The sequence below is a fragment of the Saccharicrinis carchari genome (genome assembly GCF_900182605.1).
In the GTDB taxonomy this organism is placed as follows: Bacteria; Bacteroidota; Bacteroidia; order Bacteroidales; family Marinilabiliaceae; genus Saccharicrinis; species Saccharicrinis carchari.
This window is the reverse complement of sequence record NZ_FXTB01000002.1, coordinates 239,855-265,772: the sequence shown is the minus strand read 5'-3', so window position 1 is coordinate 265,772 and position 25,918 is coordinate 239,855. Positions and strand designations below refer to the sequence as shown.

The window sequence follows — 25,918 nt, the reverse complement described above, 5'->3', positions numbered from 1 at the left end:
TGTATATTTTTTCATATTTAAACCTTAACATCATGAAAAAACGTTTATCTCTTTTTATTACACTGGGCTTTACCCTATTTATACTTGGTTTTTCAACCAAGGCTCAAGTAACACCCGTTGTGAGTACCGAAGCGGAACCTATTTGGTACAGCATCGAATCGGCATGTACAGCACCCTTAGGAGGTGGCAGTTATACCGGCCCCACTAACCTATTGGGTTATGCGCTCTACCCCAACACCGCCGAAAACAGGATTTATGCCCGTATTGCCCAAGGGGGCGATGACGAATTGTGGGCGCTGGTTGACGTAGACGGTGTGGTGAAACTAAAAAACAAAGGTTCGGGACTATACATGAATCTGTCGCACTCCCTGGATGCTACCGGCGGCAGCTTTGAGTTCGGTGCATTGGGCGACAATCAGTTTTGGATGAGGGGGGGCCATAACAGCTATACCTTAATTTGGAATGGCTTAAAATGCGATCGCTGGAACAGCAATCAAAAGGACTCAAACACGGCTTATTATTTTAAGCAACATGGTGACCCCAAAATTATTTTGGGCGCTACCATCACCATAGCCACCAATTTAAAAGAAAGTTTAGTGGGTACCAACCCGGGATACATTTCAACGGGGAGTCCCGCCATAGCACAGTTGGATGCCGCCATTGCAGATGCCCAGGCCGTATTCGATTCCAATGAAGAAACACCTGATTATTCAGGGGCTACATCAGCATTGCACACAGCTATGGAAACTTTCAGAAATACGGCACGCAACCCTGTTATGCTGAGCACCCCAGAAAACGAGACCTGGTATTATCTGGTTTCGGCAGCTACAAACGATTACTGCAAAAATAAGGTCATCGTAAACAGGAGCTCCGAACCGGGCGTTCGCTTGCAATTTGACGACAGAAAAGTGGATCCGAATATGTTGTGGAAAATAGTGGATGCCGGCAGTGGCAAGTATGGGATCCAGAATATGGCAAGCGACCTGTTCATCGCACAGGACATTACGCAGGGAACATCTACAACAATAGCCCCTTACAACATTAACCCCTTAGCGCCAAGTGTTCAATTCTCGCTATATATCGATGGAACAAACCCGCTGCACTGCCAGCAAAACGGATCAGTGATTGTAGCCTGGCCCGGTGGTGTTGATTCACCCAGTGCATGGCGTCTGGAGGAAGTTAGCAACATACAGGTGCCGGCTTCCATAACCGAGGTGGATGTAAACCACATGCAGGTAACCACCGGCATAGGCAATAGCAACTTTGCCTTTACCCAGTTTTCCGTAAATGTTGAAGGATTCACCGGGTCTCCAGCTTTAGAGGAGGTGGTTGTTAATCTTGAGGGAACTACCAACCTGAGCGATGTACAAAACCTACGCATTTACGACCTGGGAAGCGACCTGCGCTTTAACCCGGCAGAGCATACCTTGGTGGGTGCTGCTCAAAGTGCTGCGGGCAACATTAGCTTCACCATAAGCCCGGCTTACAACCTATCCTATGGCACCAACCGTTTTGCACTGGTATGCGATGTAAGTGCCAATGCACTGGAAGGCAACTTAATAAAAGGAAGCGTACATACGGCCAAGCTCAGCGGGCAAACGGAGTTTACCGTGGCCAACCCCTCCCCTGCCTTTGCCTCAACCATATTTTTGGCACAGCACACCTTATTCTCACCCGGCGATTACGGCTCTATGTTTTACCGTATCCCCGCCATTGTAACAGCCAACGACGGTTCTTTGGTAACAGCCACGGATAAACGCATCAATCACGACCGCGATCTGCCGGCCGATATCGATTTGTATATCAAACGATCCGTTGACAACGGCATTACCTGGAGCGAACCGCTGATGATAGCCGGACAAGATACCGAAACGGGGTATGGCGACGCAGCATTGGTGGTGGAAAAAGAATCAGGTAAGATATTCTGTCTGATGGCCTCTGACCGCGGCTTCTTTCAGTCCACACCGGCCTCTCCCATACGTATTGTAGTTTGCGAAAGCGCCGATAACGGCATCACCTGGAGTGCTCCACTAGATATTACCAACAGCATATACGGTGCGGGTAGCAGCAACCCCATCTCGCAGAACTGGAATGGTGTGTTTGTAGCATCGGGTCGTGGACTGCAATTGCAAAACGGACGACTGATGTTTGCCGTGGCCGTACGTGGCACCACCGATGGCATCGATAATTATGTGATCTATTCCGACGACAAGGGAGCTACCTGGAACATAAACACCAACATGGTTCACAGGCACGGCGACGAGTCCAAGCTGGCACAGCGTAACAACGGCGATGTAATCATCTCTATACGTAACGCAGGTACCCGCGAGTGGAACATTTCGCAGGATAACGGCGACACCTGGGGCACCAGCACCAATCACCCCGATTTAATAGACCCCAACTGCAACGGTGAGATTATGACCTACACCTCTACGCTGGATGGCTACGACAAAAACCGGATGTTACATTCGTTGGCCTATGCGTCCAACCGTTCCAACGTGTCGATGCTCATTAGTTACGACGAGGGGCTTACCTTTCCCATCGTTAAAACTATTTGTCCTGCCCCATCGGCCTACTCTACCTTTACCATCCTTGAGGATGGAACCATAGGCATGTATTACGAAGACGGATCCATAGGAGGTGGCTTCGATATGGTATTTGTGCGATTTTCGCTGGAGTGGCTTACCGATGGTGCCGACATTTACATGGATCCCAACGTGAGCGTTGATAATATAACCCAGGATAGTTATAAGGTATGGAGCAGCAACAAACAGATAATCGTAGAAGGGCTCCCTGCCAACTCATATCAGATTTATAATATCTCTGGCATTAAAGTATCCACAAACAAAAACCTTTCTACCGGTATTTATATTGTAGATCTGGGCACACAAAAAGTAAAGGTCTTTGTGAAATAAAGTAGGTCATGATTATCTAACCTGGATATACTAAAATAAGAATATGCCGGGTGCTTAACATGATCATCCTTTATCACTTTGGATTGCCGAATTTAGAATGGATAGATTTAGCCCCGGGTGGCTGCCCTCATTAAGAGCAGTCATCCGGGGCTTTCTATTTTAATAATGGTCAGGGGGGAAGTACTGGCGACGCAGCGGCAGGGATGGGGATCTATACGGATTATAATACTTGTTGCGATTAATCTTTCGTCTCTAACCCTCCCTGAAAATATTCCTTAATCTCATCTACAATAACCTCAGGATATTCAAATATCATTACGTTTTCGTAACGTACGATGGTAATGTTGTATGTGCTTAACTTGTTATCTCGTTTTTGGTCATACTCCTCGTTGTAAATATGGTGTTCGCCATCCAACTCAATGCCCAATCGAATTTTGGGGCAATAGAAATCTATGATAAAGTTACCTATGGAGTGTTGTCTCCTAAATTTTAGTCCCGCAATTTGTTTGTTTTTAAGGTATCTCCAAAGTTCAATTTCGGCTGGTGTAGAGTGGTTGCGTAATCTTTTTCTGAATTGTTTTAACCGGGGACTGTTGGATTTCATGGCAGATGTTTTATTCAAGTTAGAGAAAATATCGGTAAAAAGCTACCCGCCTGGCGCACAGATTTGCATGGTGGGATGATTCCCACCCAACGGTTCTTCCCCCTCCCATTTTTGGAGGGGGGGGGGGGGGGGGAAGTACTGCCGCGCAGCGGCAGGGATGGGGGTTGATACGTATTGTTGTTTGCCATATGAATTTTTTAACGGCAAGGCTTTTCTATGTTGCAAGGCCTACAACCACCCCGTCTGATGCTACGTACCTACGCATCATCCACCCCTCCTTTAAAAGGCGGGGAATCGTTGTGACTGTAGTTTTGTTTATGTGTTTAAATTTTATTCGCTGTGAATACCCCCCTTTAGGGTTGGGGTAAAGGTGGGGAACTGCTAGGTGCACAGATTTGCATGATGGGATGACTCCCACTCAACTGGTAAGTGGATATATTTGCATGGTGGGATGACTCCCACTCAACGGCTCTTCCCCCTCACATTTTTGGAGGGGGGGGGGGAAGTACTGCCGCGCAGCGGCAGGGATGGGGGTTGATACGTATTGTTGTTTGCCATATGAATTTTTTAACGGCAAGGCTCACCTAGCTGGCAGGTTCACAACCACCCCGTCTGATATTTCGTACCTCAATATCATCCACCCCTCCTTTATTAAGGAGGGGAGCTTCGTTGCGACTGTAGTTTTGTTTATGTGTTTAAATTTTATTCGCTGTGAATACCCCCCTTTAGGGTTGGGGTAAAAGGCGGGAAACTGCGAGGCGCACAGATTGGCATGATGGGATGACTCCCACTCAACTGGTAAGTGGATATATTTGCATGGTGGGATGACTCCCACTCAACGGCTCTTCCCCCTCACATTTTTGGAGGGGGGGGGGGGAAGTACTGCCGCGCAGCGGCAGGGATGGGGGTTGATACGTATTGTTGTTTGCCATATGAATTTTTTAACGGCAAGGCTCACCTAACTGGCAGGCAGGCAACCACCCCGTCTGATGCTCCGTGCCTACGCATCATCCACCCCGCCTTTATTAAGGAGGGGAGCTTCGTTGCGACTGTAGTTTTGTTTATGTGTTGAAATTTTATTCGCTGTGAATACCCCCCTTTAGGGTTGGGGTAAAGGCGGGGAACTGCAAGGCGCTTAGATTTACATGGTGGGATAATTACTTCTCATCCACAAGGTGCACAGATTTGCATGATGGTAGGTTTCAAGAACCAACGGCTCTTCCCCTTTTTTTTGAGAAAAGGGGAAGTACTGCCGCGCAGCGGCAGGGATGGGGATCTATACGTTTGTTGTTTTTTCATTGAGTGGTTTTTTAGCGGAAAGGCTCACCTAGCTGGCAGGTTCACAACCACCCCGTCTGATATTTCGTACCTCAATATCATCCACCCCTCCTTTATTAAGGAGGGGAGCTTCGTTGCGACTGTAGTTTTGCTTATGTGTTGAAATTTTATCCGCTGTGAATACCCTCCCCTTTAGGGTTGGGGTAAAGGAGGAGAACTGCGAGGCGCACAAGTGGGCGTCAGCGGCATTTGTCTTGGGGGCAAAACGCTGGCCATACGCAAACAGGGAAAAATAAAAGTTTCGTTCAACCCAAAAATCAATGAAATATTGGTTTACTTTGAGATTTAGATTATTTTTAACTTTAGAGCATGAAAACATTTTATCATTAATACAGGTTATATGAAACATCTTTTTATTCTCCCCTTAATGCTGTTTGCCCTGCACATAACGGCTTGGGCACAGAACCCCATTACGCCTTCCAACACGATTAAAATCAATGAAGGCGACACCCCCGAAGACATCATTCGTAAGGCGGCTCACGTGGTACCCACACCCAACCAGTACGAATATAAGAAGCTGGAATTCACAGGCTTTGTACATTTCGGGCCCAATACCTTTACCCGCATGGAGTGGGGCAACGGGATGGAGGATCCCAAAATTTTCGACCTCCAGAATTTGGATACCGACCAATGGTGCCGGGCCATGAAGGCCGCCGGCATGAAACTGGTTGTTTTTACAGCCAAGCACCACGATGGTTTTGTGCTGTGGCAATCGCGTTATACCGAACATGGTATCATGTCGTCGCCCTTTCGCGAGGGCAAGGGCGATGTGCTCAAAGAGCTGTCAGCATCGTGCCAAAAATACGGTCTCAAGCTAGGCGTTTATCTTTCACCCGCCGACCTGTACCAAATTGAAAACCCCGAAGGGCTTTACGGTAACCTGAGCAAATACAGCATGCGCACCATCCCGCGTGCAGTTGAAGGGCGCCCCTTTTCCAATAAAACCACCTTTGAGTTTGAAGTAGACGACTACAACGAATATTTTTTAAACCAGCTTTTTGAGCTGCTTACCGAGTATGGCCCTGTACACGAAGTATGGTTTGATGGAGCGCACCCCAAGCGCAAGGGTGGGCAAAAATATAATTATCCGGCCTGGAAAAAGCTCATCCGCACACTGGCTCCCGAGGCAGTTATTTTTGGTCGTGAAGATGTGCGCTGGTGTGGTAACGAGAGCGGCGGCACGCGCAAAACCGAATGGGACATCGTACCTTTACCGGGAGATCCCAAACAGATGCTAAAGTTCCCCGATATGCACGGCGATATTGGTAGCCGCGAGAAACTCATGGATGCCAAATACCTGCACTACCTCCCTGCCGAAACCAATACTTCTATCCGCGAAGGGTGGTTCTATCGCGACGAAACAAGCCAGAAAGTGCGCAATGCCGATGATGTGTTCGATATTTATGAGCGATCGGTGGGCGGCAACTCCACCTTTTTATTAAATATCCCGCCGAACCGCGATGGCCTTTTCTCGCCTGAGGACGTGGCGGTGTTGGAAGAAACAGGCAACAGGATACGCGAAACCTACGGCAACGATCTGCTTCAAGGTGCCACCGATCCTGCTGAAATGTTAGACAATGACGAACTCAGTTTCGTGGATGCTTCCGAATTTAACAATCAATTGATCGTTGAACTGCCACAAACCGTCACCGTGAATAGGTTTGTACTGATGGAGGCCATAGCTACACACAGTCAGCGTATCGAAGAACATGCCCTGGACGCCATGGTAGAAGGCCAATGGAAAGAGATAGCCTCGGGCACAACGGTGGGCTATAAAAAGATACTGCGCTTCCCCACCGTATCCACGGACAAATTCAGGATCCGCATTTTAAAATCCAGGCTTAATGCCACGCTGAGCAAAGTATCGGCACATTACTACAAAAGCCGTCCGCCGCAAATAACAATGAGCCGCAATGCCACGGGAGAAGTTACCCTGGCTCCCAAAGCCGATGATTTTGGCTGGAAGTCGCATGGCATAGATGCCACAGGTAACCTAAACGCCGATATGGAGATACGTTACACGCTGGACGGAAGTACACCAAGTAAAACATCAGCAATTTATGATTCGCCAATCAAAGTTAAATCAGGAGAAGTAAAAGCACGAGCGTTCAGTAGCGATCAGGCAGGAAGCGAAACTTCGGTCCGTTTTGGCCTGTTGAAAAACAATTGGCAGCTGGTAAATGCCAGCAGCAGCAAGGAAGGGTTTGAAGCCGGTAAAGCTTTCGATGATCAAGCCTCCACTTATTGGCAGTCGGACAATACTTCTGTTCATCCTCATTCTGTTTCCATTGACTTAGGCACAGTACAATCACTCACAGGCTTCGCTTACACACCGCAAACCCAACACAAGGAAGGTATGATGGAACTTGGGAGCATTTATACCAGCAAAAAAGGCAAGAAATGGAAAAAGGTGACCTCCTTTGAGTTTGGCAACCTGATAAACGATCCGGTAAAACGGACCAAAGCATTCGACAAACCTTTAAAAACGAGATATATAAAAATTGTTTCCGAAAGAGGTGCTGGTGGTAGCAATTCTGTGGCAGTTGCCGAATTGGACTTTTTTGTGGATTAAGAACAACACCTGTTTAAAAAAAATGATATCTCCCGTTACCAATAAATGGTGCGGGAGATTTTTTTTGGAGACAGGCAATAGTATCAGGTAGCTTTTAGGGTGAAAAACAAGGGTATGCACTATCGGCTTTAGCCGTGATTCGTATGTGCAGCTTGGATGAGGAATGACATTCACGGCTAAAGCCGATTTGCTTCTTGTACCAATCCCTGCCTTGAAAGGCAGGGCTATAGGACTTTATATACAGCTTCAATACCGACACATCAGAGTAGTAACAAATTGAAACCCACTACCCCATCCTTCTCACCCATAGATTATGTACAAAACATCAACCCATCCTACCAATCAAATCCCCTAACCCCATCTTTTAAGATGGGGGATGCACTGAACAGCAACCGGCTTTAGCCGTGATTCGTATGTACAGCTTGGATGAGGAATGACATTCACGGTTAAAGCCGATTTGCTTCTTGTACCAGTCCCCGCCTTGAAAGGCAGGGCTATAGGACTTTATATACAGCTTCAATACCGACACATCAGAGTAGTAACAAATTGAACCCACTACCCCATCCTTCTCACCCATAGATTATGTACAAAACATCAACCCATCCTACCAATCAAATCCCCTAACCCCATCTTTTAAGATGGGGGATGCACTAAACAGCAACCGGCTTTAGCCGTGATTCGTATGTACAGCTTGGATGAGGAATAACAGTCACGGCTAAAGCCGATTTGCTTCTTGTACCAATCCCCGCCTTGAAAGGCAGGGTTGTGGATTTTATGTACAGCCTCAATACAGACACATCAGAGTAGTAACAAATTGGAACCCACTACCCCATCCTTCTCACCCATAGATTATGTACAAAACATCAACCCATCCTACCAATCAAATCCCCTAACCTCATCTTTTAAGATAGGGGATGCACTGAACAGCAACCGGCTTTAGCCGTGATTCGTATGTACAGCTTGGATGAGGAATAACAGTCACGGCTAAAGCCGATTTATTTCTTGTACCAATCCCCGCCTTGAAAGGAAGGGCTATAGAATTTTATGGCAGCTTCAATACCGACACATCAGAGCAGTAACAAATTGAACCCACTACCCCAACCTTCTCACCCATAGATTATGTACAAAACATCAACCCATCCTACCAATCAAATCCCCTAACCCCATCTTTTAAGATGGGGGATGCACTGAACAGCAACCGGCTTTAGCCGTGATTCGTATGTGCAGCTTGGATAAGGAATGACAGTCACGGTTAAAGCCGATTTGCTTCTTGTACCAATCCCCGCCTTGAAAGGCAGGGCTATAGAATTTTATGGCAGCTTCAATACCGACACATCAGAGCAGTAACAAAATGAACCCACTACGCGATCCTTCTCACCCATAGATTAAGTACAAAACATCAACAATATTATCGTTAAACCTGGGAATGAAGCGGCAAGAAAATAGACGAAAAACATATAACCATAACCTGCAGACAATTTAATATATAATTTAAACACTGTATTATTCTATGTAAATAGATTAATACTAAATGTAGATTAAAGATTATAAACCGAAGATATCTGAATTCTTTATATAAATAAATTAATTTATTCTGTAAATGTATCTACAATACTATAATATTCATCTACAATTAATATTACTTGTTTTACAGCGTAAAATAATTCATCTACATAATGATATTAATTACCGTTGCTATAAACATTTAATTATATGCTTAAGTAATCTGTATCTGACGGGATTAATAAATTCTCTCAACCTGTTTCGGAAGGCAAAAAGGGATCTGATCGGCAGCATGAATTAATCCCCATCCCCCACATCTGCGGCGTAGCCCTTCCCTTTTCCGAAAAAAAACGGAAAGGGAAGATCACCGTTGATTGAAATTCATTCCATAAACCACAACCGAGTGCCCCACAGTGAACACCCATGCCAACAACTTTCATCGCACATTTCACTATCGTTACAATTTTTTTCCCAAATCCCGAATACATTTCCTACGGACTATTATTCAAACTAATTTTTTATTAAAAATTTAATTCCCAAAAATCTTTACAAATTAACTAAATTTGCCACTAACGATTATTTGTTCATCGGTATCTTTGGCAACAACATACGCTTTTGGTTTTCCCAGAAGCAATTATATATTATCCGTTTTATAATTAATTTAAAATAATATAAACTACTTATCATGAAATTCACTTTTCTAAATGTGCTTATCATCATGATGGCAATTACGGCCTGCCAACCACCCCAAAAAGAGGTGGCTGAAAAGCCCAACATCGTGTTTATTATGACCGACGACCATGCTTACCAAACACTAAGCGCCTACGACGATCGTTATATCAACACCCCTAACCTGGATCGTTTGGCCAAGGATGGCGTATTGTTTGCCAACAGCTTTGTGGCCAACAGTATTTGTGGGCCCAGCCGTGCCGTAATGCTTACCGGCAAGCACAGCCACGCTAATGGTTTTATCGACAACTCCGGTATTTTTAATGGTCAGCAGCAAACTTTCCCCAAGTTATTGCAGAAGTCTGGATACCAAACGGCCATCATTGGTAAGTGGCACCTGGGCGGCACCCCTACTGGCTTTGATTACTGGAACATTTTACCGGGACAAGGAAGCTATTACAACCCCGATTTTATCGGCATGGAAGAAACAGTGCGACACCCCGGCTACGTTACCGACTTGATTACCGACTTTAGCATGGACTGGATGGACGGACGCGACAAGGAAAAACCCTTCTGCCTATTGGTACACCACAAAGCCGTGCACCGTGTATGGATGCCCGACACCGATCACCTAGACGAGTTTAAGGACAAGACCTACCCCTTGCCCGAAACTTTTTACGACGATTATAAGGGACGCCAGGCTGCAGCAGAGCAGCATATGAGCATTCGTACCGACGATATGGATGTGGTTTACGACCTGAAGATGGCCGACAAAGAAAATGAAATAAAAACTCGCTACGGCGGATGGTACCGCACCGGTGCCCTGGCTCGTCTCGATGAGGCGCAACGTGCCAGGTGGGACGCTCATTACGACCCTATTATCGAAGACTTTAAAAAGGCTAAGCTCTCCGGCAACGAGCTGAGCGAATGGAAATACCAACGTTACATGCGCGATTACCTGGCCAGTGTACGTTCGTTGGACAATAACGTGGGCCGACTGCTGGATTATTTGGAAAAAGAGGGGTTGATGGATAATACCTTGGTTGTCTACACTTCCGATCAAGGTTTTTACATGGGCGAGCACGGCTGGTTCGACAAGCGTTTTATCTACGAAGAATCATTGCGCACACCACTACTTATGCACCTACCCAAGGGTTATGAACTAAAAGGTGAAGTGAAAGAAATGGTACAGAACATCGACTATGCCCCTACCTTTATGGAACTAACCGGAAACACCGTTCCGGAGGATATGCACGGACGTTCGCTGGTTCCGTTGTTCAAAAAGAAGGCAAAAAATTGGCGCGATGCTATCTATTATCATTATTACGAGTACCCCAACGAACATATGGTAAAACGCCATTATGGTATACGCACGGAGCGCTATAAATTAATTCATTTTTATTTCGATATAGACCAATGGGAACTCTACGACCTACAGGAAGATCCTAACGAAATGAACAACCTATACGGCCAGGCCGAGTATGCCGATAAAACAGATGATCTGAAAGCCCAATTGAAAGATTTGATGGTTCATTATGACGACCAGAAAGCCCTGAAAATAATGGCCGGCGAATTAAAAGTGACAGAGTAAATATCTGCGTTTCATTGGCGGCAGTACTTAAAATTCAAAATAAAAACAACCCCCATTCACGTGCTTATATCACGGGGATGGGGTTGTTTATTTTTATATTTTCCGGTGCGCAAACACGGGAGAACCCTATCAGCATTGTAAAAAAGAAAGTATATCAGGGACGGTGAAAAGCTAAAATGGCACGAACTAAAAAGCACGCTGAGCAACAATGCGGCATCGGCAGCTTCTTTTGAGCTTGCTCAAAAGAACAACCATAGAGCTAAGCCTTTATTGATTGCCGGAGGCGGCCATGCTTGCATGGCGGCCAGAGATTATCTGCATAACGCTATCGACCCACACAATGCCTACCTGAAGAGCGTAGGAAGCACCACCCCCCCCCTCGCTCCTTAACAACAAAGAGATTGCTCTTATTTATCGGAAATGGAATTAAAAATAGGTTTCCATTATTGTAAACAATTTGATTATACAAAAAAAAGCCCCCAGACTGGGAGCTTTATATATATTGTTTTGAAAGTTTACAACAAACCCTTGGCTTTCAACAGCCCGGCCATTTCTTGCTGAACTTCCTTGGCTGCTTCGCCGGCCTTTTGGGCAAAGTCTTGCTCCGAGCTGGCGTAGATAATACCCCGCGATGAGTTCACCAGGAGGCCGCATTTGTCGTTCAAGCCATTTTTGGCAACCTCTTTCAGGCTACCACCCTGTGCACCCACCCCCGGAACCAGTAAAAAGTGGTTGGGGATGATAGATCTGATTTCCTGAAGCTTCTCGGCCTTGGTGGCACCTACCACGTACATCAGGTTTTCTTCGTTGCCCCATGCCTTTGAAGACTTGATCACTTTCTCGAATAGTTTTTCACCGTCCTCACTCACATACTGAAAATCGGCAGCCCCTTTGTTCGAAGTTAAGGCCAACAAGATAACCCATTTATCCACGTAGGTCATAAAAGGCTTTACGGAGTCCTCGCCCATGTAGGGTGCTACGGTAACCGCGTCAAACTCCATGGCGTCGAAAAAGGCTTTGGCGTACATGTTAGAAGTATTGCCAATATCCCCTCGCTTAGCGTCCGCAATAATAAATATATCGGGATAGTTGTAACGGATGTAATTCACCGTTTTCTCAAGACTATTCCAACCCGACACGCCCATGCTCTCATAAAAAGCCATATTAGGTTTGTAGGCCACCGTAAACTTGTGAGTAGCATCAATTATCTCTTTATTAAAGGCAAAGATAGGATCAGTAGTTTCCAACAAAAATTGGGGTATCTTATTGATGTCGGTATCCAGACCTACACACAAAAAACTGCCCTTACGCTTTATGTTTTCAAATAATTCTTGCGATGTCATATTTTTTAGTTTAGAAAGTTGAAAGTTTGAAAGTTCTAAAGATTATACTTATTACTTTATCAACTCAGTACGTGATAAACTCACTACCTTACGTACACAATTTCAAGTGTTTTTATATCTTCTAACTACTACAACTCACTCGCCTTTAGCCTTTCCGAGTTTTCCTCCAAAATCAAACGATCGATAATGGCTTGTAAATCCCCATCTAATACTGCTGGCAGATTGTACAAGGTAAAGTTAACACGATGATCGGTAACTCTGCCTTGCGGATAATTATAGGTACGTATCTTGGCCGAGCGATCGCCTGTTGACACCAGAGTTTTACGCTTGGACGAAATCTCGTCAAGGTATTTTTGATACTCCAGGTTATATAAACGTGTGCGTAGTTCTATCATGGCCTTATCCAGATTTTTCAACTGCGATTTCTGGTCCTGACAAGTCACCACGATACCTGATGGGATGTGGGTAAGACGGATAGCGGAATAGGTGGTATTCACCGACTGCCCACCTGGTCCCGACGAACAGTAGGTATCCTTGCGAATATCTTCGTTGCGTAATTCAATATCAAACTCTTCCGCTTCGGGCAATACAGCAACAGATGCTGCCGAGGTATGCACGCGCCCCTGTGTTTCAGTTTGCGGTACACGCTGAACGCGATGTACCCCCGACTCGTACTTGAGGATGCCATAAACACCATCACCACTCACGTTAAACACCACTTCCTTATAGCCTCCCGAGGTACCTTCACTTGTATGGGTAACATCCACCTTCCAGCCTTTGTGTTCACAAAACTTAACGTACATTCTGAATAGGTCGCCGGCAAAAATACTGGCCTCATCACCTCCTGCACCGGCACGCAACTCTACTACACAATTTTTTGAATCTTCGGGGTCGGCCGGTATAAGCAACAGCTTTATCTCCTCTTCCATTTCGGGCAGCTTATCTTCCAGTTCTTCCAGCTCCGCCTTAGCCATCTCCCGCATCTCATCGTCGTCCTCTTCCTTTAAAATGGCTTTTGCTTCGGCAATATTGTCCAATGTGGTTTTATATATTTCGCGCGCTTTAACTACACGCTCCAATTCTTTATAATCCTTATTGAGCTTAATGTACCTTTTGGTATCGGCTATAACCTCGGGATCGGTTATTTGATCCGACACCTCCCGGAAGCGTATCACCACACCACCCAACATCTCTAATAATTTATTTTCGCTCATTGTATTTAGTTTTCTTGAATGCTTTATTTATAAATATTATCTGCCGCCAAGGCACTTAGAATATGCAGCTTCATCGGCTATTTATGGTTAACCAATAAATAAATTAGCATTCGTTTTTACATCCTATTGCTACTCTGCGTTAATTGTTTACTATTAATAACTGTTAAGCAAGCTATATAAACCCTGTAAATTGCATCCGATAGAAATTAAAATTTTATTCATATTTGAAAGTCCCAAATTCGCTTTTGATGGTCAGTTCAGTATTGTTACTCGTTACACAGCGGCCTACAATCTGTGCATCGATATTAAACGATTTACTGATAGTGATTAAATCAGCAGCGATGGATTCCGGCACATAGAGCTCCATCCGGTGCCCCATGTTAAACACCTTATACATCTCGTCCCAGGCAGTACCTGATTGCTGCTGAATAGTTTTAAACAAGGGTGGCACAGGGAACATATTGTCTTTAATTACATGCAGTTTGTCCACAAAATGCAGCACCTTGGTCTGTGCCCCTCCAGAGCAATGTACCATACCATGTATCTGTTCACGGTATTTATCGAGCATGGCTTTTATCACCGGTGCATAGGTTCGCGTTGGCGACAGCACCAATTTACCTGCATCAACACTTACACCCTCCACCGGATCGGTAAGCTTAAGACTCCCGGAATATACTAAATCGGAGGGCACCGAGTCATCATAGCTCTCGGGATATTTAGCGGCCAGGTAATTGGCAAACACATCGTGTCGGGCACTGGTTAAGCCATTGCTGCCCATGCCTCCGTTATAGTCTTTCTCGTATGATGCTTTACCTGAAGAAGATAACCCTACAATTACATCTCCGGCTTTTATGTTCTGATTATTGATTACATCGGCTCGTTTCATACGGCATGTAACGGTACTGTCAACGATGATGGTACGTACCAGATCGCCCACATCGGCCGTTTCGCCCCCGGTAGAATAGATGGAAATACCCATCTCTCTTAACTCGGCCAGCAATTCCTCTGTACCATTTATGATAGCAGAAATCACCTCGCCAGGCACTAAGTTTTTGTTACGCCCTATGGTGGACGATAGCAATATATTATCGGTGGCACCCACACAGAGCAAATCATCAAGGTTCATAATCAAGGCATCCTGGGCGATTCCTTTCCAAACTGAAATATCACCGGTCTCGCGCCAGTACATATAGGCCAGCGATGATTTTGTGCCTGCGCCGTCGGCATGCATGATATTACAATAATCCTCATCTCCGCAAAGGATATCAGGAGTTATTTTACAAAATGCCTTGGGATATAATCCTTTGTCGATGTTTTTAATGGCGCTGTGCACATCTTCCTTGGAGGCAGACACCCCTCTTTGACTGTACCTTGAATCTGAACTCACTATAATATTTTTTCTAATTTGCGAGTACAAAAATAGTACAATTATTTGGGAAAACAGGAGGTCAACCGATGATTAAATCGGAATTGAAATTTTAAGATCAGCATGCACCATTTTTTAATTTTAACTATTCACACTTAATCTAAAACATTACGAAACACCATTCAAAAAAGTAGGCAAAGTCTATTATGCCGCCTCACCCTACCAACCTATATGCCTCTACAACAATAATATACATAGGTCGATGTAAAATTATTTTAAAAATCATCACTTTCGTGTTGGTAAATAACAAATAATCGCATACATTTGCAACCGCAAAAACAGATTGGTGTTAATACCGATAGTTTTTGACATAGAGGTAGCTCAGCAGGTTAGAGCGTCCCGATAAACATTGGGAAGGGCGGCTGAGAAACTGCAACTCGATAATTAAAATAATGGCGAGGTAGCTCAGCAGGTTAGAGCGTCCCGATAAACATCGGGAAGGTCGGCTGAAAAACTTCAACTCGATAATTGAAATAATGGCGAGGTAGCTCAGCAGGTTAGAGCGTCCCGATTAACATCGGGAAGGTCGGCCGAGAAACTTCAACTCGATAATTGAAATAATGGCGAGGTAGCTCAGCAGGTTAGAGCGTCCCGATTAACATCGGGAAGGTCGGTTGGGAAACTTCAACTCGATAATTGAAATAATGGCGAGGTAGCTCAGCAGGTTAGAGCGTCCCGATAAACATCGGGAAGGTCGGCTGGGAAACTTCAACTCGATAATTGAAATAATGGCGAGGTAGCTCAGCAGGTTAGAGCGTCCCGATAAACATCGGGAAGGTCGGCTGGGAAACTTCAACTCGATAATTGAAATAATGGCGAGGTAGCTCAGCAGGTTAGAGCGTCCCGATAAACATCGGGAAGGTCGGCTGGGAAACTTCAACTCGATAATTGAAATAATGGCGAGGTAGCTCAGCAGGTTAGAGCGTCCCGATAAACATCGGGAAGGTCGGCTGGGAAACTTCAACTCGATAATTGAAATAATGGCGAGGTAGCTCAGCAGGTTAGAGCGCGTGATTCATAATCACGAGGTCGGGCGTTCAAGTCGCCCTCTCGCTACGAAGGGAACAGATATATGTCTGTTCCCTTTTTTTGTTATCAAAAACACCCAGCATGCCCCACTTCGTTTACATAATCCACAGTCAATCCAAGGACAGATACTACATAGGCTCCTGTGCCGACATAAAAAAAAGAATTGACAGGCACAACGCAGGAGCAACACCATCCACAAAACCCCACCGCCCATGGACGGTGGTATATTCAGAGGTATTCCCCAATAAATCAGATGCGTTTAAAAGGGAAATCTATATCAAAAGGATGAAAAGCAGAAAGTATATCGAAAAACTAATACTCGATGCAAAATAGATTCTGTTCCCGGAGGCTACAAGCGCAGAGCGTCCCGATTAACATCGGGAAGGTCGGGCGTTCCCCGATAAAAATCGGGGCAGGCCAAGTCGCCCTCTCGCTACGAAGGGAACAGATATATATTTCTGTTCCCTTTTTTTGTTATCAAAAACACCCAGCATGCCCCACTTCGTTTACATAATCCACAGTCAATCCAAGGACAGATACTACATAGGCTCCTGTGCCGACATAAAAAAAAGAATTGACAAGCACAACGCAGGAGCGACACCGTCTACAAAACCATATCGCCCATGGACGGTGGTATATTCAGAGGTATTCCCCAATAAATCAGATGCGTTGAAAAGGGAAAACTATATCAAAAGGATGAAAAGCAGAAAGTATATCGAAAAACTAATACTCGATGCAAAATAGATTCTGTTACCAGAGGCTACAAGCGCAGAGCGTCCCGATTAACATCGGGAAGGTCGGGCTTTTAGAAATTGGTTCAACGAAAAAATATAAGTTTATTTGAAAACGTAAAATAAACATCAGACAGAGTTCAATTTACACTCCCATTTGCCCTAAGGTTCAGCATATAATTTTAACAATGATTTACCATCAAAATTATATCCTGAGATTTCGATATCCAAAAATTGTAATATCGTTGGCGCTATGTCAAAGGTTGTGGGTACATTTTGAAAACCATATTTTTCGAGCTCCACCACCGGGAGGGTATCTTCCGGTTTAATCGGCATTGTGTTACTCCTTTTTATTTCCCGGGATACTATATTATCCCCGGCCACTATCACAAATACATTGCGCTCGCTGAGATGTTCACCCCCGTGCCAGGTTTTAAAACCCCCATGATCGGAAGTGGAAACGATGAGCCACTCCTCATTTGCCCGGTTAGGGCGAGCGTTAATGGCATCCATTAAATCACCAACATAACGGTCGAATTGGACTATTTCGCGGTAATATTCATGTGCTTCGATGGTGAAGCCATGATTATGGCCCGCAATATCGGGATCGGCATAATAAACCACCGTAGCGTCGGCAGTTTCATTTGTCAGATAATCTTGTGCCAAGCGATGGATATACGCATCGCCACCCATTGCGTATTCGCGCTCAATGCGCATATCGGCACGATTAAGGATGATGCCGATGGGCACCCAGGTATAGAAAGCGGCGGTTTGGAACTCTGGTTTTTTCTCCTTTATGATGGATAAAATATCGGGATGCTTGTCCAGGTTTGTATTTTTAAATCCATTGTCCACCACTTTATGCTTATCGTCCAAAACGCCGGTAAATATGTTGCTCCAACCCGGTCCGCTCACTGTAATACATGTATTTAAAGCGTGGTAGCTATACGTGGCCCGTTTATTCAACAGGTCGATATTAGGGGTAGGTGCTTCCTGAAGGGCATCTCCCCGCACTCCGTCTACCCCGATAAAAAGAACTTTTTTTACCTTTTGTGCATGTATGTTCGCAACAAGCAAAAAGGTCATCACTAAAAAAATATTTAAAATCTGCATAATTAATTAGATGTTAGAAATTAGAGGTCCCGACTGATTAAATTTTAGGCGGCGGGATGTCGCGTTGCTCCATTAGAGATTTGAAGAATAAGTTGAAAGAAAGAATCTTTTCATACGCCAGAGTTCATCGGTTTATTTTAAAGGTTGACAATACGAAACCATGATCGGAGGCATAAAAGAAATCTCTTCCTTCCATCTGCAACGTATCCCCCAAGTTGGCATTGTAAGTTTCTGAGTGGATTGTTTTTATACTGTTACCGTGAGAATAAATGTAGTCGATACGGTCGAATCGTTGGGGCGCATCTTCTCCTATGCCGCTTAGCCAGGTAACGCCGGGATATTGAGCTGGGTTTGGGTGGATTTCCCGGAATGAATCTTTGAATCCTGCCTCTTCCAGCATGGCCGAAACAGGCCATCGCACCACCGCCCCGCCATGATGGTACATATCGCGGGCAGCCACTGTCCAGTCGAGATGGGAGTGGCTGTTGAAATCGCCGCCAATAATTACGGGGATGCTGTCGCTTTGGACCAGGAAGGGTTGCAGCACATTCAGTATTGTCCTGATTTCCTCGTCGCGCGATCCGGCCTCTTCCCATGCAATGATTTGCTCTTCGCTCTTTTCTACGGGAGCCAAACGTGTGTCGGGCAGGTAATGTAGCCATGTATCGAACACACGGACCGGTTGACCTTCCACGTCTATCTGTACCCCGCCGAAATTAAAAGTACTGATACTGTCGGGGAAAGTGTAGGTTTTTGTAATGGGGTAACGGCTGAAAACCGACAGGTTGCTCGACAATAAGCGATGATAATAGCCGAGTGAATCGGCCACCTGGTGCACAGCCCCATACGTTTCTACCATCAAAATAACATCGGCATTGCTATGTTTCAATATTCCTATGGTTCCCTCGCAACCTATGCCGGGATAGGCCTTTGAATGCCCGCCATGCCATATATTCCAGGCCAGCACTTTCAGCGTATCCGTTTGTTCAGCTTTCGCCGTCCGGGGCTGATCCATACAACTGAAAGATAAACCCATCATAGAGCAAACCGACAGCGCAATCATTATTTTTATACGTTTCATTGCTTCGGTGTTTATAAATAGTTAAAAGTTACACCAACTTTATTCAAATGGCATATCTATACAGTCGATCCGATACGGAAGTACCTAGGCTTTCCCTGACAAGAAATAGCTCTGCGGGGAATGGTCCGTGCGCAAGCATCGGAGATGTTGATTATTTAAATTTCTTCCTCTCCTCAAGCCGGAGTGGCTTTTACTTTTTTTCTAAAGCCAAAAAAAGTAAACAAAAAAGCCCGCCGACTGCACCACTCGCTTACCCACTAATATCTCGACGATGGAACAGAAAGAACTCGCTACGCTCAAACAACTTTCTGTTCTTTCATCGTCTTCAACAAGTGGGTCCCAAGCTGCGTTGCTGATGTCGGTGCCCGGACTTGGAGGATAGTGCAAGCTTCCTGGTACGCAATAAATACATGAAGCAAATTATCCTCAACATAACCTGTCCTGCCAAGCGGGAGCCTATGCCAACATTTCGACGGCATTGGCATTTATTGGTTTTTAAGAGTCTAAGTTTCCCGCGTCGGCAAAAGCCCTGCGGGGAGGATGCGTCGCAGGCAATTACAACTCTATTGCTTGAAACTTCTCCTTACTGCTCTAGCCGCAGAGCCTGCTCCGCTCCTAGCGGAGGGCTCTTACTTTCTTGTCTTGAAACAAGAAAGTAAGCAAAGAAATTCAAGGCTGCCCGAAAAACATCATCTGTCTCTTTCCGCTGCCCAAGTGCGGTCGGGCGATCTCCGAACCAGTTCGGAGCTTCCCGTCCTTACTAAGGCACCGCTTCGAGCCAAATAATGTTTTTCAGGAGGCCGGTCTCGCAAGCATCAAGCACTTGTCCGAGAATAAATGTTTTCACAACAAATTATCGTTAACATGTTGGCATTAGTTGCTTTTTAAGAGTCTAATTGAGATGGGGAATTGCCTATTTCGATTTTAACACTTTGGATGTACCTATCCACATCACTCTTATTTATTGCACGCTAATTTTTGTATCGAGCCTTATATCATCGGATGAAGCGCCAATCATTACAGAGAAGCTTCCCGGCTCAACCACCCGTTCCATATCGGCATTAATGATGGACAGGTCGTGCTCGGTAATGGTAAACTTGATGGTTCGCGCCTCTCCTTTTTTCAAAAAGAGTCTGTTAAAGTGCTTTAACTGTTTTATGGGCTGAACGGTAGAAGCATACTCATCTCTCATATATAGCTGAACCACCTCATCTCCATCGAAGGCACCAGTGTTTTTAATTAAGAATGATACTTCAAATGTAAACCGGTCTTTTTTGCTAACCAATAGATTTGAATAATCGAATTGCGAATAACTCATCCCATAACCAAAGGAATAAAGCGGGGCGGCCGGTAATTCAACATAGTCATGTCCCTTGGGATTCTTTTTGTTGTAATACACCGGAATCTGACCCACATGCCGGGGGACTGAGATGGGCAAGCGCCCGGCCGGATTATAATCGCCAAAAAGAACATCGGCAATGGCATTTCCGCCCTCCTGGCCCGGGTACCAAGCCGTTAGGAGCGCGTCGGCATTTTCGGCGGCCCAATTCATATTTAACGGACGGCCCTGGATGTAAATGACCACCATTGGTATTCCGGTAGCCTTTATCGCTTGCAACAAACTCATTTGTTTTCCTAACAAACCCAGCGTTGCCCTGTCAAAACCTTCGCCACTTTCCATATCACTGATACTTTCGGAAGAAGCAACGGCAGCCCCCGTTTCGATATATTGCGTTTTAAAATCCCGGGCACTGGATCCTCCTACCACCACAATGGCAACATCGGCCCTTCGGGCAGCGGCAACCGCTTTATCTATATCGGTGTTTAAAGTGTCGCGTATGGCACATCCTTTAACGTACTCAACCGTGGCGCCCTTCAGTTTTGACCGGACACCGTGGAGCACCGTTTTTATGTTGCCGGGCTCCTGCGGCGCGGTATAATCTCCCAGCATATTGTACCGGTTATCGGCATTGGGTCCGATAACGGCCACCTTTTTAACATCCTTATTTAATGGCAGCAGATTATTGTTTTTTAACAGCACCACCGATTGTTGGGCCACTTTTCGGGCATGTGCAATGTGATTGCTTGTTCTTGTGTTTCCGCGGGCTTTTTCGGGATCCACATAAGGATTTTCGAATAAACCCATCTCAAACTTCAGTCGTAACAAACGCGCGACAGCCGTATCGATGAGCGATTCGGCAATACGGCCATTTTTAACTGCACTGACAAGGTTACGATAGGCCTCCCCGCCCAAGTCGGAATCGACACCCGCCTTTGTAGCCATTATGGCAGCATCTTCCATTGTTTCTGCAACATAATGCGATCCTTTTAGACCTTCGATGCTCCCCAAATCTGAAACAACATAACCCCTGAAAGCCCAATGGTTCCGTAAAACATCGTTTAAAAGATAGCCATTGGCAGTGCAAGGTACCCCATCAATGGAGTTATAGGACGTCATAACCGATAAGGCGCCGGCTTTAATAGCCGCCTCAAAGGGAGGGAGGAAATTTTCGTGCAAATCGCGGGGGCCAATAATAGTGGTGTTGCCATTGTGCCCGCCCTCGGGGATGCCATAAGCCAAAAAGTGCTTTAGGGTAGAGATGACGCTATATGGCTGGGTCAAATCGCCTTTGCCCGTGCCCCTGACCATTGCTGCACCCAGTGTGGCGCTCAATACAGGATCCTCCCCAAAAGTTTCCTCCACCCTCGACCATCGGGGATCGCGCGTTAAATCCAGCACAGGCCCGTAGCCAATATGACCGCCCTGTAATCTGATTTCCTTTGAAATGATCTGCCCTGTCGCTTCAATCGTAGGTGCCGACCAGGTGGCCGCCATACCTATTCCCGAGGGGAATACGGTAGTGCCAATGGCCATGTGGCCGTGCGGCGCCTCTTCGGCCAAAAAGATGGGGATACCCAAACGGGTGTTCTCCATGATATACCGCTGAAGCGCATTACCTGCTTTTGCGGCCAATGCAGGATTAAGTCCCGTTTCAATGGTTTTTTTGGTCCATGGGTCGGCACGGTACGTAGCCCATAGCATTCCAATATGACGCTCTTGCACAAAGCGTTCAAATTTGGGGGAATGGCTTACGTCGGCACCTTTCTTCTGGTACATCTCCCAGCCTAAGGGACAGAGCATCTGCCCAATTTTTTCTTCAAGGGTCATACGCCCCAAAAGATCATTTGTACGCTCATGTACACTTAGGCGCGCATCTTTATACTTTTGCGAATGGGCAACTTGAATGCTCAGGGCAAATAGGAATACAAGTAGCCAGCGTTGATTTTTCATGTTTTAACTTTAATTAATTATATAATCTCTCATCAATCATAAATTTCATAACGATAAGATATAAATGTATGTATTAACCTACTAACTTATTAACCTACTGACCTCTGGTAACACTACCGCACAATTTGCGAAACCCGCAAGGTCCAGGCTAAATCGCATGGCGGATTGTTTCTTTGTTTGGCAGGTATATTCACAACAAAACCATCATCTTCGGCTTTCCACTTTAATGCTTGGTCACTTCCCAGCAGGGTTACTTCTGCACCGGAAACCGGCTTGTGCGATCGAATCACTATTTTTGATGGCATTTTTTCGCCTTCAGAAGCCAGATAGAGGAAATTAGCTGAACCATCTTTTTGCTGTGTCATGGCTATTTTGTCTTCCTTATACGGGTATAAGGGTTTGGAATTATAGATGGCCTCACCATTAACTTTAATCCAGGTCCCCATTTCTTTTAATAAATCGTAGGCGCCTTGTTGCCACTCCCCATCAGGCCCGGGGGCAATGTTATAGAGCAGGTTCCCACCTTTTGCCACAATATCAATCAGCATGTGAATGGCTTGGCGGCCCGTCATATATTTTGCATCGGGCGTATAGGACCATCCTCCCCCGGAAATGATACACGACTCCCATGGATAGGGGAGGGTGGCTTCCGGAACGCGGTTCTCGGGCGTTAAGTAATTTTGATTCTTGCCGTGGACAGCGCGGTCAACCACTATTAAGCCGGGTTGTTTTACCCTGGCCTTGGCAGCCAACTCATCCATCCGAATATCCTGGTTAATCACCTGTGCCTTTATAAAACCTGTGGAACTATTCTCTAACCTGCGGGCATAGGCTTTCAAAATAACGTCTTTCTCCTTTTTTGCAACCCAACCGCCATCAAGCCAAAGAATATCCATCTTACCATAATCGCTCATCAGCTCCATTATTTGATTATGCGTAAACTGAACGAAATTTTCCCACCTATCGGGATAAGCGGCAGGATCGTAGTTCACGTTACGGTCGGGCGTAGCAAACTCGGGCGACCAGTAGTCCTTATGGTGCCAGTCGGGTTTCGAAAAATAAGCACCTACCCACATCCCCTCATCCCTGAAGGCATCAAATACATTTTTTGCGATATTGGCTTTGGGATGGGTAGAGAATGGACATGCGGGTGATGTAACCTTATAATCGGTATATTTACTGTCGAACATACAAAACCCGTCGTGATGCTTGGTTGTAAAAACAACATATTTCATCCCGGCATCTTTGGCTGCTTTGGCCCATCGCTCAGGATTAAACTTTACCGGGTTAAACGTGGTTTGTAAACGCTCATAACGTTTCTTATAAGCGGTATAGTCCTCATCCGGACGACGACACCAACCTTCGTCCTCGGCACAAATGCTCCATGACTCTACGATACCCCATTGGCTGTAAGCCCCCCAATGCATCAGCAGACCAAACTTAATATCCTGCCATTGCGATAATTTTTCGAGCACCAGGGGATCCGTCTCCGGAACATAGCGTTCATCCTCATAAATGGCTTGCGAAAAACCTGGTAAGGCCGCCAAAAAAAGCAAGCCCATCAAAATAATTAATGGATTCTTCATTAGAAACAGTTTTAGTAAGCAATAATAAAATAGCATGGCGAACCATGCAATCATAAAAACAACTCAATTCATGAATATATTTAATTGATTTTTACATCAGTAAACACCGGGTAATGATCTGAAGCTATCGAGACATTTACATCTGGCAAAGCATAAACAACCGATGAACCCAAATTTTCCGTTGTGTTCATCTCTTTATTATTCAGTGAAAAAACAAAGTCAATGCATACCTTTGGGCTGCCGGTTGAGAAGGTGTTTTCTTTGGCACTTATTAAAGTCCAGTTTTTATTCAATTCGTTAAAAACATCACCTGTGAAATTATTTTCATTGAAATCGCCTGCCATAAAAACAGGTTTACTAAACTCCTTAGCTTTATCGGTTAAAATTTTTATAGACTCTAAACGATTTTCTTCTTTTAAACCTAAGTGAGTCGACATAATGACTAGGTTGGGGTACTCAGCCACTAACACAGTTCTGGCCTCATCCCCGGGCAATGAATAATTGTACGTTGAAATTGCGCTTTCTTTTGATAGGATACCCACTCCGTATTTACCGTTTTGAAAGAAAATAGCTTTCCCAAAATAGCCATTCATTTGCGTTTCTTCTGAAAGCATCAACAACTGGTCGATGTTATTGCTGCGGGTAGTACAACTATCCAATTCCTGGAGACATATAAAATCTGCGTTTAACGATGAAATAATATGACCTATCCTGTTGTAGTTGATAATACGGTCCATCCCCTCACAATGCTTAACATTGTAGGATAGAATGCGGATTGCAGAAGGGTCTTTCGAAAATTTATTTACTTCATCTTTGACGGAATCTGATTTATCATATGCGCGAGAATCTGACGATCTATAATCAAAACTAAAAATAATTAACAGCAGACTTGCAACAAAAAGGCCCTTGATTAACACATATTTCATCATAGTACTAAATATGAAGTTGATATTTAATAATTTATTTCGGCACGGTCTCATATCATACATTAAGTAAGAGCGGTTACGAACAAGAAACCCCACATGAAAATGTGATTATTTGCTTTAGAGAGCTTAACACTTAAAAAATTAGGGTGAACACTATTGCTTTTAATTTTATAATAGAAAATTTTATTTTAAATATTTTATTGCAGCCCCAAAGGCATCCAACCCTATGGATTGGCATACGCCATATTTATTTTGATCTTTCATCCGGTCTATGTCCCATTCGTACACCTCGTCGGCCAAAGCCCACAGACTTCTGAACTTATCAATGTATGCCTTATCGTTCTGCCTGCTTGTAAACTCAGGCTTGAACTGGTTATTGGAGGGCTTGCGGGTTTGCCAAATTGCATCGGCGGTTGAAACAATATTTTTCTTAAAATCAATATCTAGCAGCTCTTTTGCTTCGGGAGACCCGAAATAGCGCACTAAGATGCCACGCCCGGCCAGATAGTCGTTTCCATGATTTGGCCCAAAGCTCGATAGGCACGGCGCCTCGCAGATAATGTTATCGTCGGCTCCCGTCAATCCCGTTTTTACGCCATTCCCAATTAATTTGATGTGATAAGATACCCTATCCTCAAATTCCCCCACGTTAAAAGGGGCAAGCGACCGTATTTTTAATTCTTCCTCATAAGCATTGGTTGGGGTATTGCTGCATGAAAATATCAGCCCCGAAGTTGCCAGAGCCGAAAAGCTTCCTGTCAGTTTAATAAATTTACGTCGTTCCATGTGGATATTTTTATTAACAATGTGTTGTTAATGATTTTACCTATCTGGTTTTGGCTATTTACTATAGCTCTTCTAGGCATCTCCAGGCAAAGTTAGCTAAGTAGTGGCTGCAAGAAAACGTCATTAACTGCGTTATGCTCGCCCTGCTTGACAGTCATCCCGATTATGCTTTTTGTTGATTTTTAGCTAAAATCTTACA

At 44.9% G+C, this 25,918-nt stretch carries 15 protein-coding genes and 1 tRNA gene; 6 read left to right on the top strand and 10 right to left on the bottom strand.

Going from position 1 to position 25,918, the window contains the following annotated elements; translation table 11 throughout:
• Nucleotides 1-32 precede the first annotated feature (32 nt).
• Nucleotides 33-2,915, top strand: a complete 2,883-nt coding sequence (locus FN809_RS05605) for an exo-alpha-sialidase (RefSeq protein ID WP_185957466.1) — start codon at nt 33-35, stop codon at nt 2,913-2,915.
• A gap of 238 nt (nt 2,916-3,153) precedes the next feature.
• On the opposite strand, the gene FN809_RS05600 is transcribed toward FN809_RS05605, so the two are convergent.
• The gene (locus tag FN809_RS05600) at nt 3,154-3,519 is read right to left on the bottom strand and encodes an endonuclease domain-containing protein (protein WP_142532513.1); all 366 of its coding nucleotides are present in this window, start codon (nt 3,517-3,519) and stop codon (nt 3,154-3,156) included.
• Nucleotides 3,520-5,197: 1,678 nt separating this feature from the next.
• On the opposite strand from FN809_RS05600, the gene FN809_RS05595 reads away from it, so the two are divergent.
• Both FN809_RS05595 and FN809_RS05590 read left to right on the top strand, forming a co-directional pair.
• Nucleotides 5,198-7,429, top strand: coding sequence for an alpha-L-fucosidase (locus FN809_RS05595; RefSeq protein ID WP_142532512.1), 2,232 nt, complete (start codon nt 5,198-5,200; stop codon nt 7,427-7,429).
• Between the two features lie 2,188 nt (nt 7,430-9,617).
• A complete protein-coding gene (locus tag FN809_RS05590; RefSeq protein ID WP_142532511.1) occupies nt 9,618-11,192 on the top strand; it encodes a sulfatase family protein in 1,575 nt (524 codons plus the stop codon).
• 515 nt (nt 11,193-11,707) lie between these two features.
• Here FN809_RS05590 and pyrF read toward each other — a convergent pair.
• From pyrF to FN809_RS05575, 3 genes are all read right to left on the bottom strand, one after another.
• Nucleotides 11,708-12,535 carry an orotidine-5'-phosphate decarboxylase gene (gene pyrF / locus FN809_RS05585; RefSeq protein WP_142532510.1) on the bottom strand — a complete coding sequence of 276 codons (828 nt, stop codon included), beginning with the start codon at nt 12,533-12,535 and terminating at the stop codon, nt 11,708-11,710.
• Between the two features lie 128 nt (nt 12,536-12,663).
• A complete protein-coding gene (gene prfA, locus FN809_RS05580; RefSeq protein WP_142532509.1) occupies nt 12,664-13,749 on the bottom strand; it encodes a peptide chain release factor 1 in 1,086 nt (361 codons plus the stop codon).
• 214 nt (nt 13,750-13,963) lie between these two features.
• Nucleotides 13,964-15,136 carry an AIR synthase related protein gene (locus FN809_RS05575; protein ID WP_142532508.1) on the bottom strand — a complete coding sequence of 391 codons (1,173 nt, stop codon included), beginning with the start codon at nt 15,134-15,136 and terminating at the stop codon, nt 13,964-13,966.
• Nucleotides 15,137-16,157: 1,021 nt separating this feature from the next.
• Here FN809_RS05575 and FN809_RS05570 point away from each other — a divergent pair.
• The 3 genes from FN809_RS05570 (at nt 16,158) to FN809_RS05560 (ending at nt 16,948) form a co-directional block, all read left to right on the top strand.
• A tRNA-Met gene (locus FN809_RS05570) sits at nt 16,158-16,231 on the top strand.
• A 54-nt stretch (nt 16,232-16,285) separates the two neighbouring features.
• Complete coding sequence (locus tag FN809_RS05565; protein WP_142532507.1) at nt 16,286-16,537, top strand: GIY-YIG nuclease family protein; 252 nt, start codon at nt 16,286-16,288, stop codon at nt 16,535-16,537.
• Between the two features lie 159 nt (nt 16,538-16,696).
• Entirely contained in the window at nt 16,697-16,948 is a 252-nt protein-coding gene (locus FN809_RS05560) for a GIY-YIG nuclease family protein (RefSeq protein ID WP_142532506.1), read from the top strand.
• A 149-nt stretch (nt 16,949-17,097) separates the two neighbouring features.
• Here the strand turns inward: FN809_RS05560 and FN809_RS05555 are convergent, their stop codons facing one another.
• From FN809_RS05555 to FN809_RS05530, 6 genes are all read right to left on the bottom strand, one after another.
• A complete protein-coding gene (locus tag FN809_RS05555) occupies nt 17,098-18,048 on the bottom strand; it encodes an alkaline phosphatase family protein (RefSeq protein ID WP_142532505.1) in 951 nt (316 codons plus the stop codon).
• A 124-nt stretch (nt 18,049-18,172) separates the two neighbouring features.
• Complete coding sequence (locus tag FN809_RS05550) at nt 18,173-19,129, bottom strand: endonuclease/exonuclease/phosphatase family protein (RefSeq protein ID WP_221929369.1); 957 nt, start codon at nt 19,127-19,129, stop codon at nt 18,173-18,175.
• A gap of 961 nt (nt 19,130-20,090) precedes the next feature.
• A complete protein-coding gene (locus FN809_RS05545; protein WP_142532504.1) occupies nt 20,091-22,421 on the bottom strand; it encodes a glycoside hydrolase family 3 N-terminal domain-containing protein in 2,331 nt (776 codons plus the stop codon).
• 113 nt (nt 22,422-22,534) lie between these two features.
• Nucleotides 22,535-24,007 (bottom strand): alpha-L-fucosidase, encoded by a 1,473-nt coding sequence (locus tag FN809_RS05540; RefSeq protein ID WP_142532503.1) that lies wholly within the window; start codon nt 24,005-24,007, stop codon nt 22,535-22,537.
• Nucleotides 24,008-24,087: 80 nt separating this feature from the next.
• Nucleotides 24,088-24,936 (bottom strand): endonuclease/exonuclease/phosphatase family protein, encoded by an 849-nt coding sequence (locus FN809_RS05535; RefSeq protein WP_185957465.1) that lies wholly within the window; start codon nt 24,934-24,936, stop codon nt 24,088-24,090.
• A gap of 180 nt (nt 24,937-25,116) precedes the next feature.
• Nucleotides 25,117-25,719 carry a hypothetical protein gene (locus tag FN809_RS05530; RefSeq protein WP_142532501.1) on the bottom strand — a complete coding sequence of 201 codons (603 nt, stop codon included), beginning with the start codon at nt 25,717-25,719 and terminating at the stop codon, nt 25,117-25,119.
• Nucleotides 25,720-25,918 lie beyond the last annotated feature (199 nt).

What these genes read in the sequence shown, in the direction of transcription:
- FN809_RS05605 (WP_185957466.1), top strand. Translation starts at nt 33, where the DNA reads ATGAAAAAACGTTTATCTCTTTTTATTACACTGGGCTTTACCCTATTT.
- FN809_RS05600 (WP_142532513.1), bottom strand. Translation starts at nt 3,519, where the DNA reads ATGAAATCCAACAGTCCCCGGTTAAAACAATTCAGAAAAAGATTACGC.
- FN809_RS05595 (WP_142532512.1), top strand. Translation starts at nt 5,198, where the DNA reads ATGAAACATCTTTTTATTCTCCCCTTAATGCTGTTTGCCCTGCACATA.
- FN809_RS05590 (WP_142532511.1), top strand. Translation starts at nt 9,618, where the DNA reads ATGAAATTCACTTTTCTAAATGTGCTTATCATCATGATGGCAATTACG.
- pyrF (WP_142532510.1), bottom strand. Translation starts at nt 12,535, where the DNA reads ATGACATCGCAAGAATTATTTGAAAACATAAAGCGTAAGGGCAGTTTT.
- prfA (WP_142532509.1), bottom strand. Translation starts at nt 13,749, where the DNA reads ATGAGCGAAAATAAATTATTAGAGATGTTGGGTGGTGTGGTGATACGC.
- FN809_RS05565 (WP_142532507.1), top strand. Translation starts at nt 16,286, where the DNA reads ATGCCCCACTTCGTTTACATAATCCACAGTCAATCCAAGGACAGATAC.
- FN809_RS05560 (WP_142532506.1), top strand. Translation starts at nt 16,697, where the DNA reads ATGCCCCACTTCGTTTACATAATCCACAGTCAATCCAAGGACAGATAC.
- FN809_RS05555 (WP_142532505.1), bottom strand. Translation starts at nt 18,048, where the DNA reads ATGCAGATTTTAAATATTTTTTTAGTGATGACCTTTTTGCTTGTTGCG.
- FN809_RS05550 (WP_221929369.1), bottom strand. Translation starts at nt 19,129, where the DNA reads ATGAAACGTATAAAAATAATGATTGCGCTGTCGGTTTGCTCTATGATG.
- FN809_RS05545 (WP_142532504.1), bottom strand. Translation starts at nt 22,421, where the DNA reads ATGAAAAATCAACGCTGGCTACTTGTATTCCTATTTGCCCTGAGCATT.
- FN809_RS05540 (WP_142532503.1), bottom strand. Translation starts at nt 24,007, where the DNA reads ATGAAGAATCCATTAATTATTTTGATGGGCTTGCTTTTTTTGGCGGCC.
- FN809_RS05535 (WP_185957465.1), bottom strand. Translation starts at nt 24,936, where the DNA reads ATGATGAAATATGTGTTAATCAAGGGCCTTTTTGTTGCAAGTCTGCTG.
- FN809_RS05530 (WP_142532501.1), bottom strand. Translation starts at nt 25,719, where the DNA reads ATGGAACGACGTAAATTTATTAAACTGACAGGAAGCTTTTCGGCTCTG.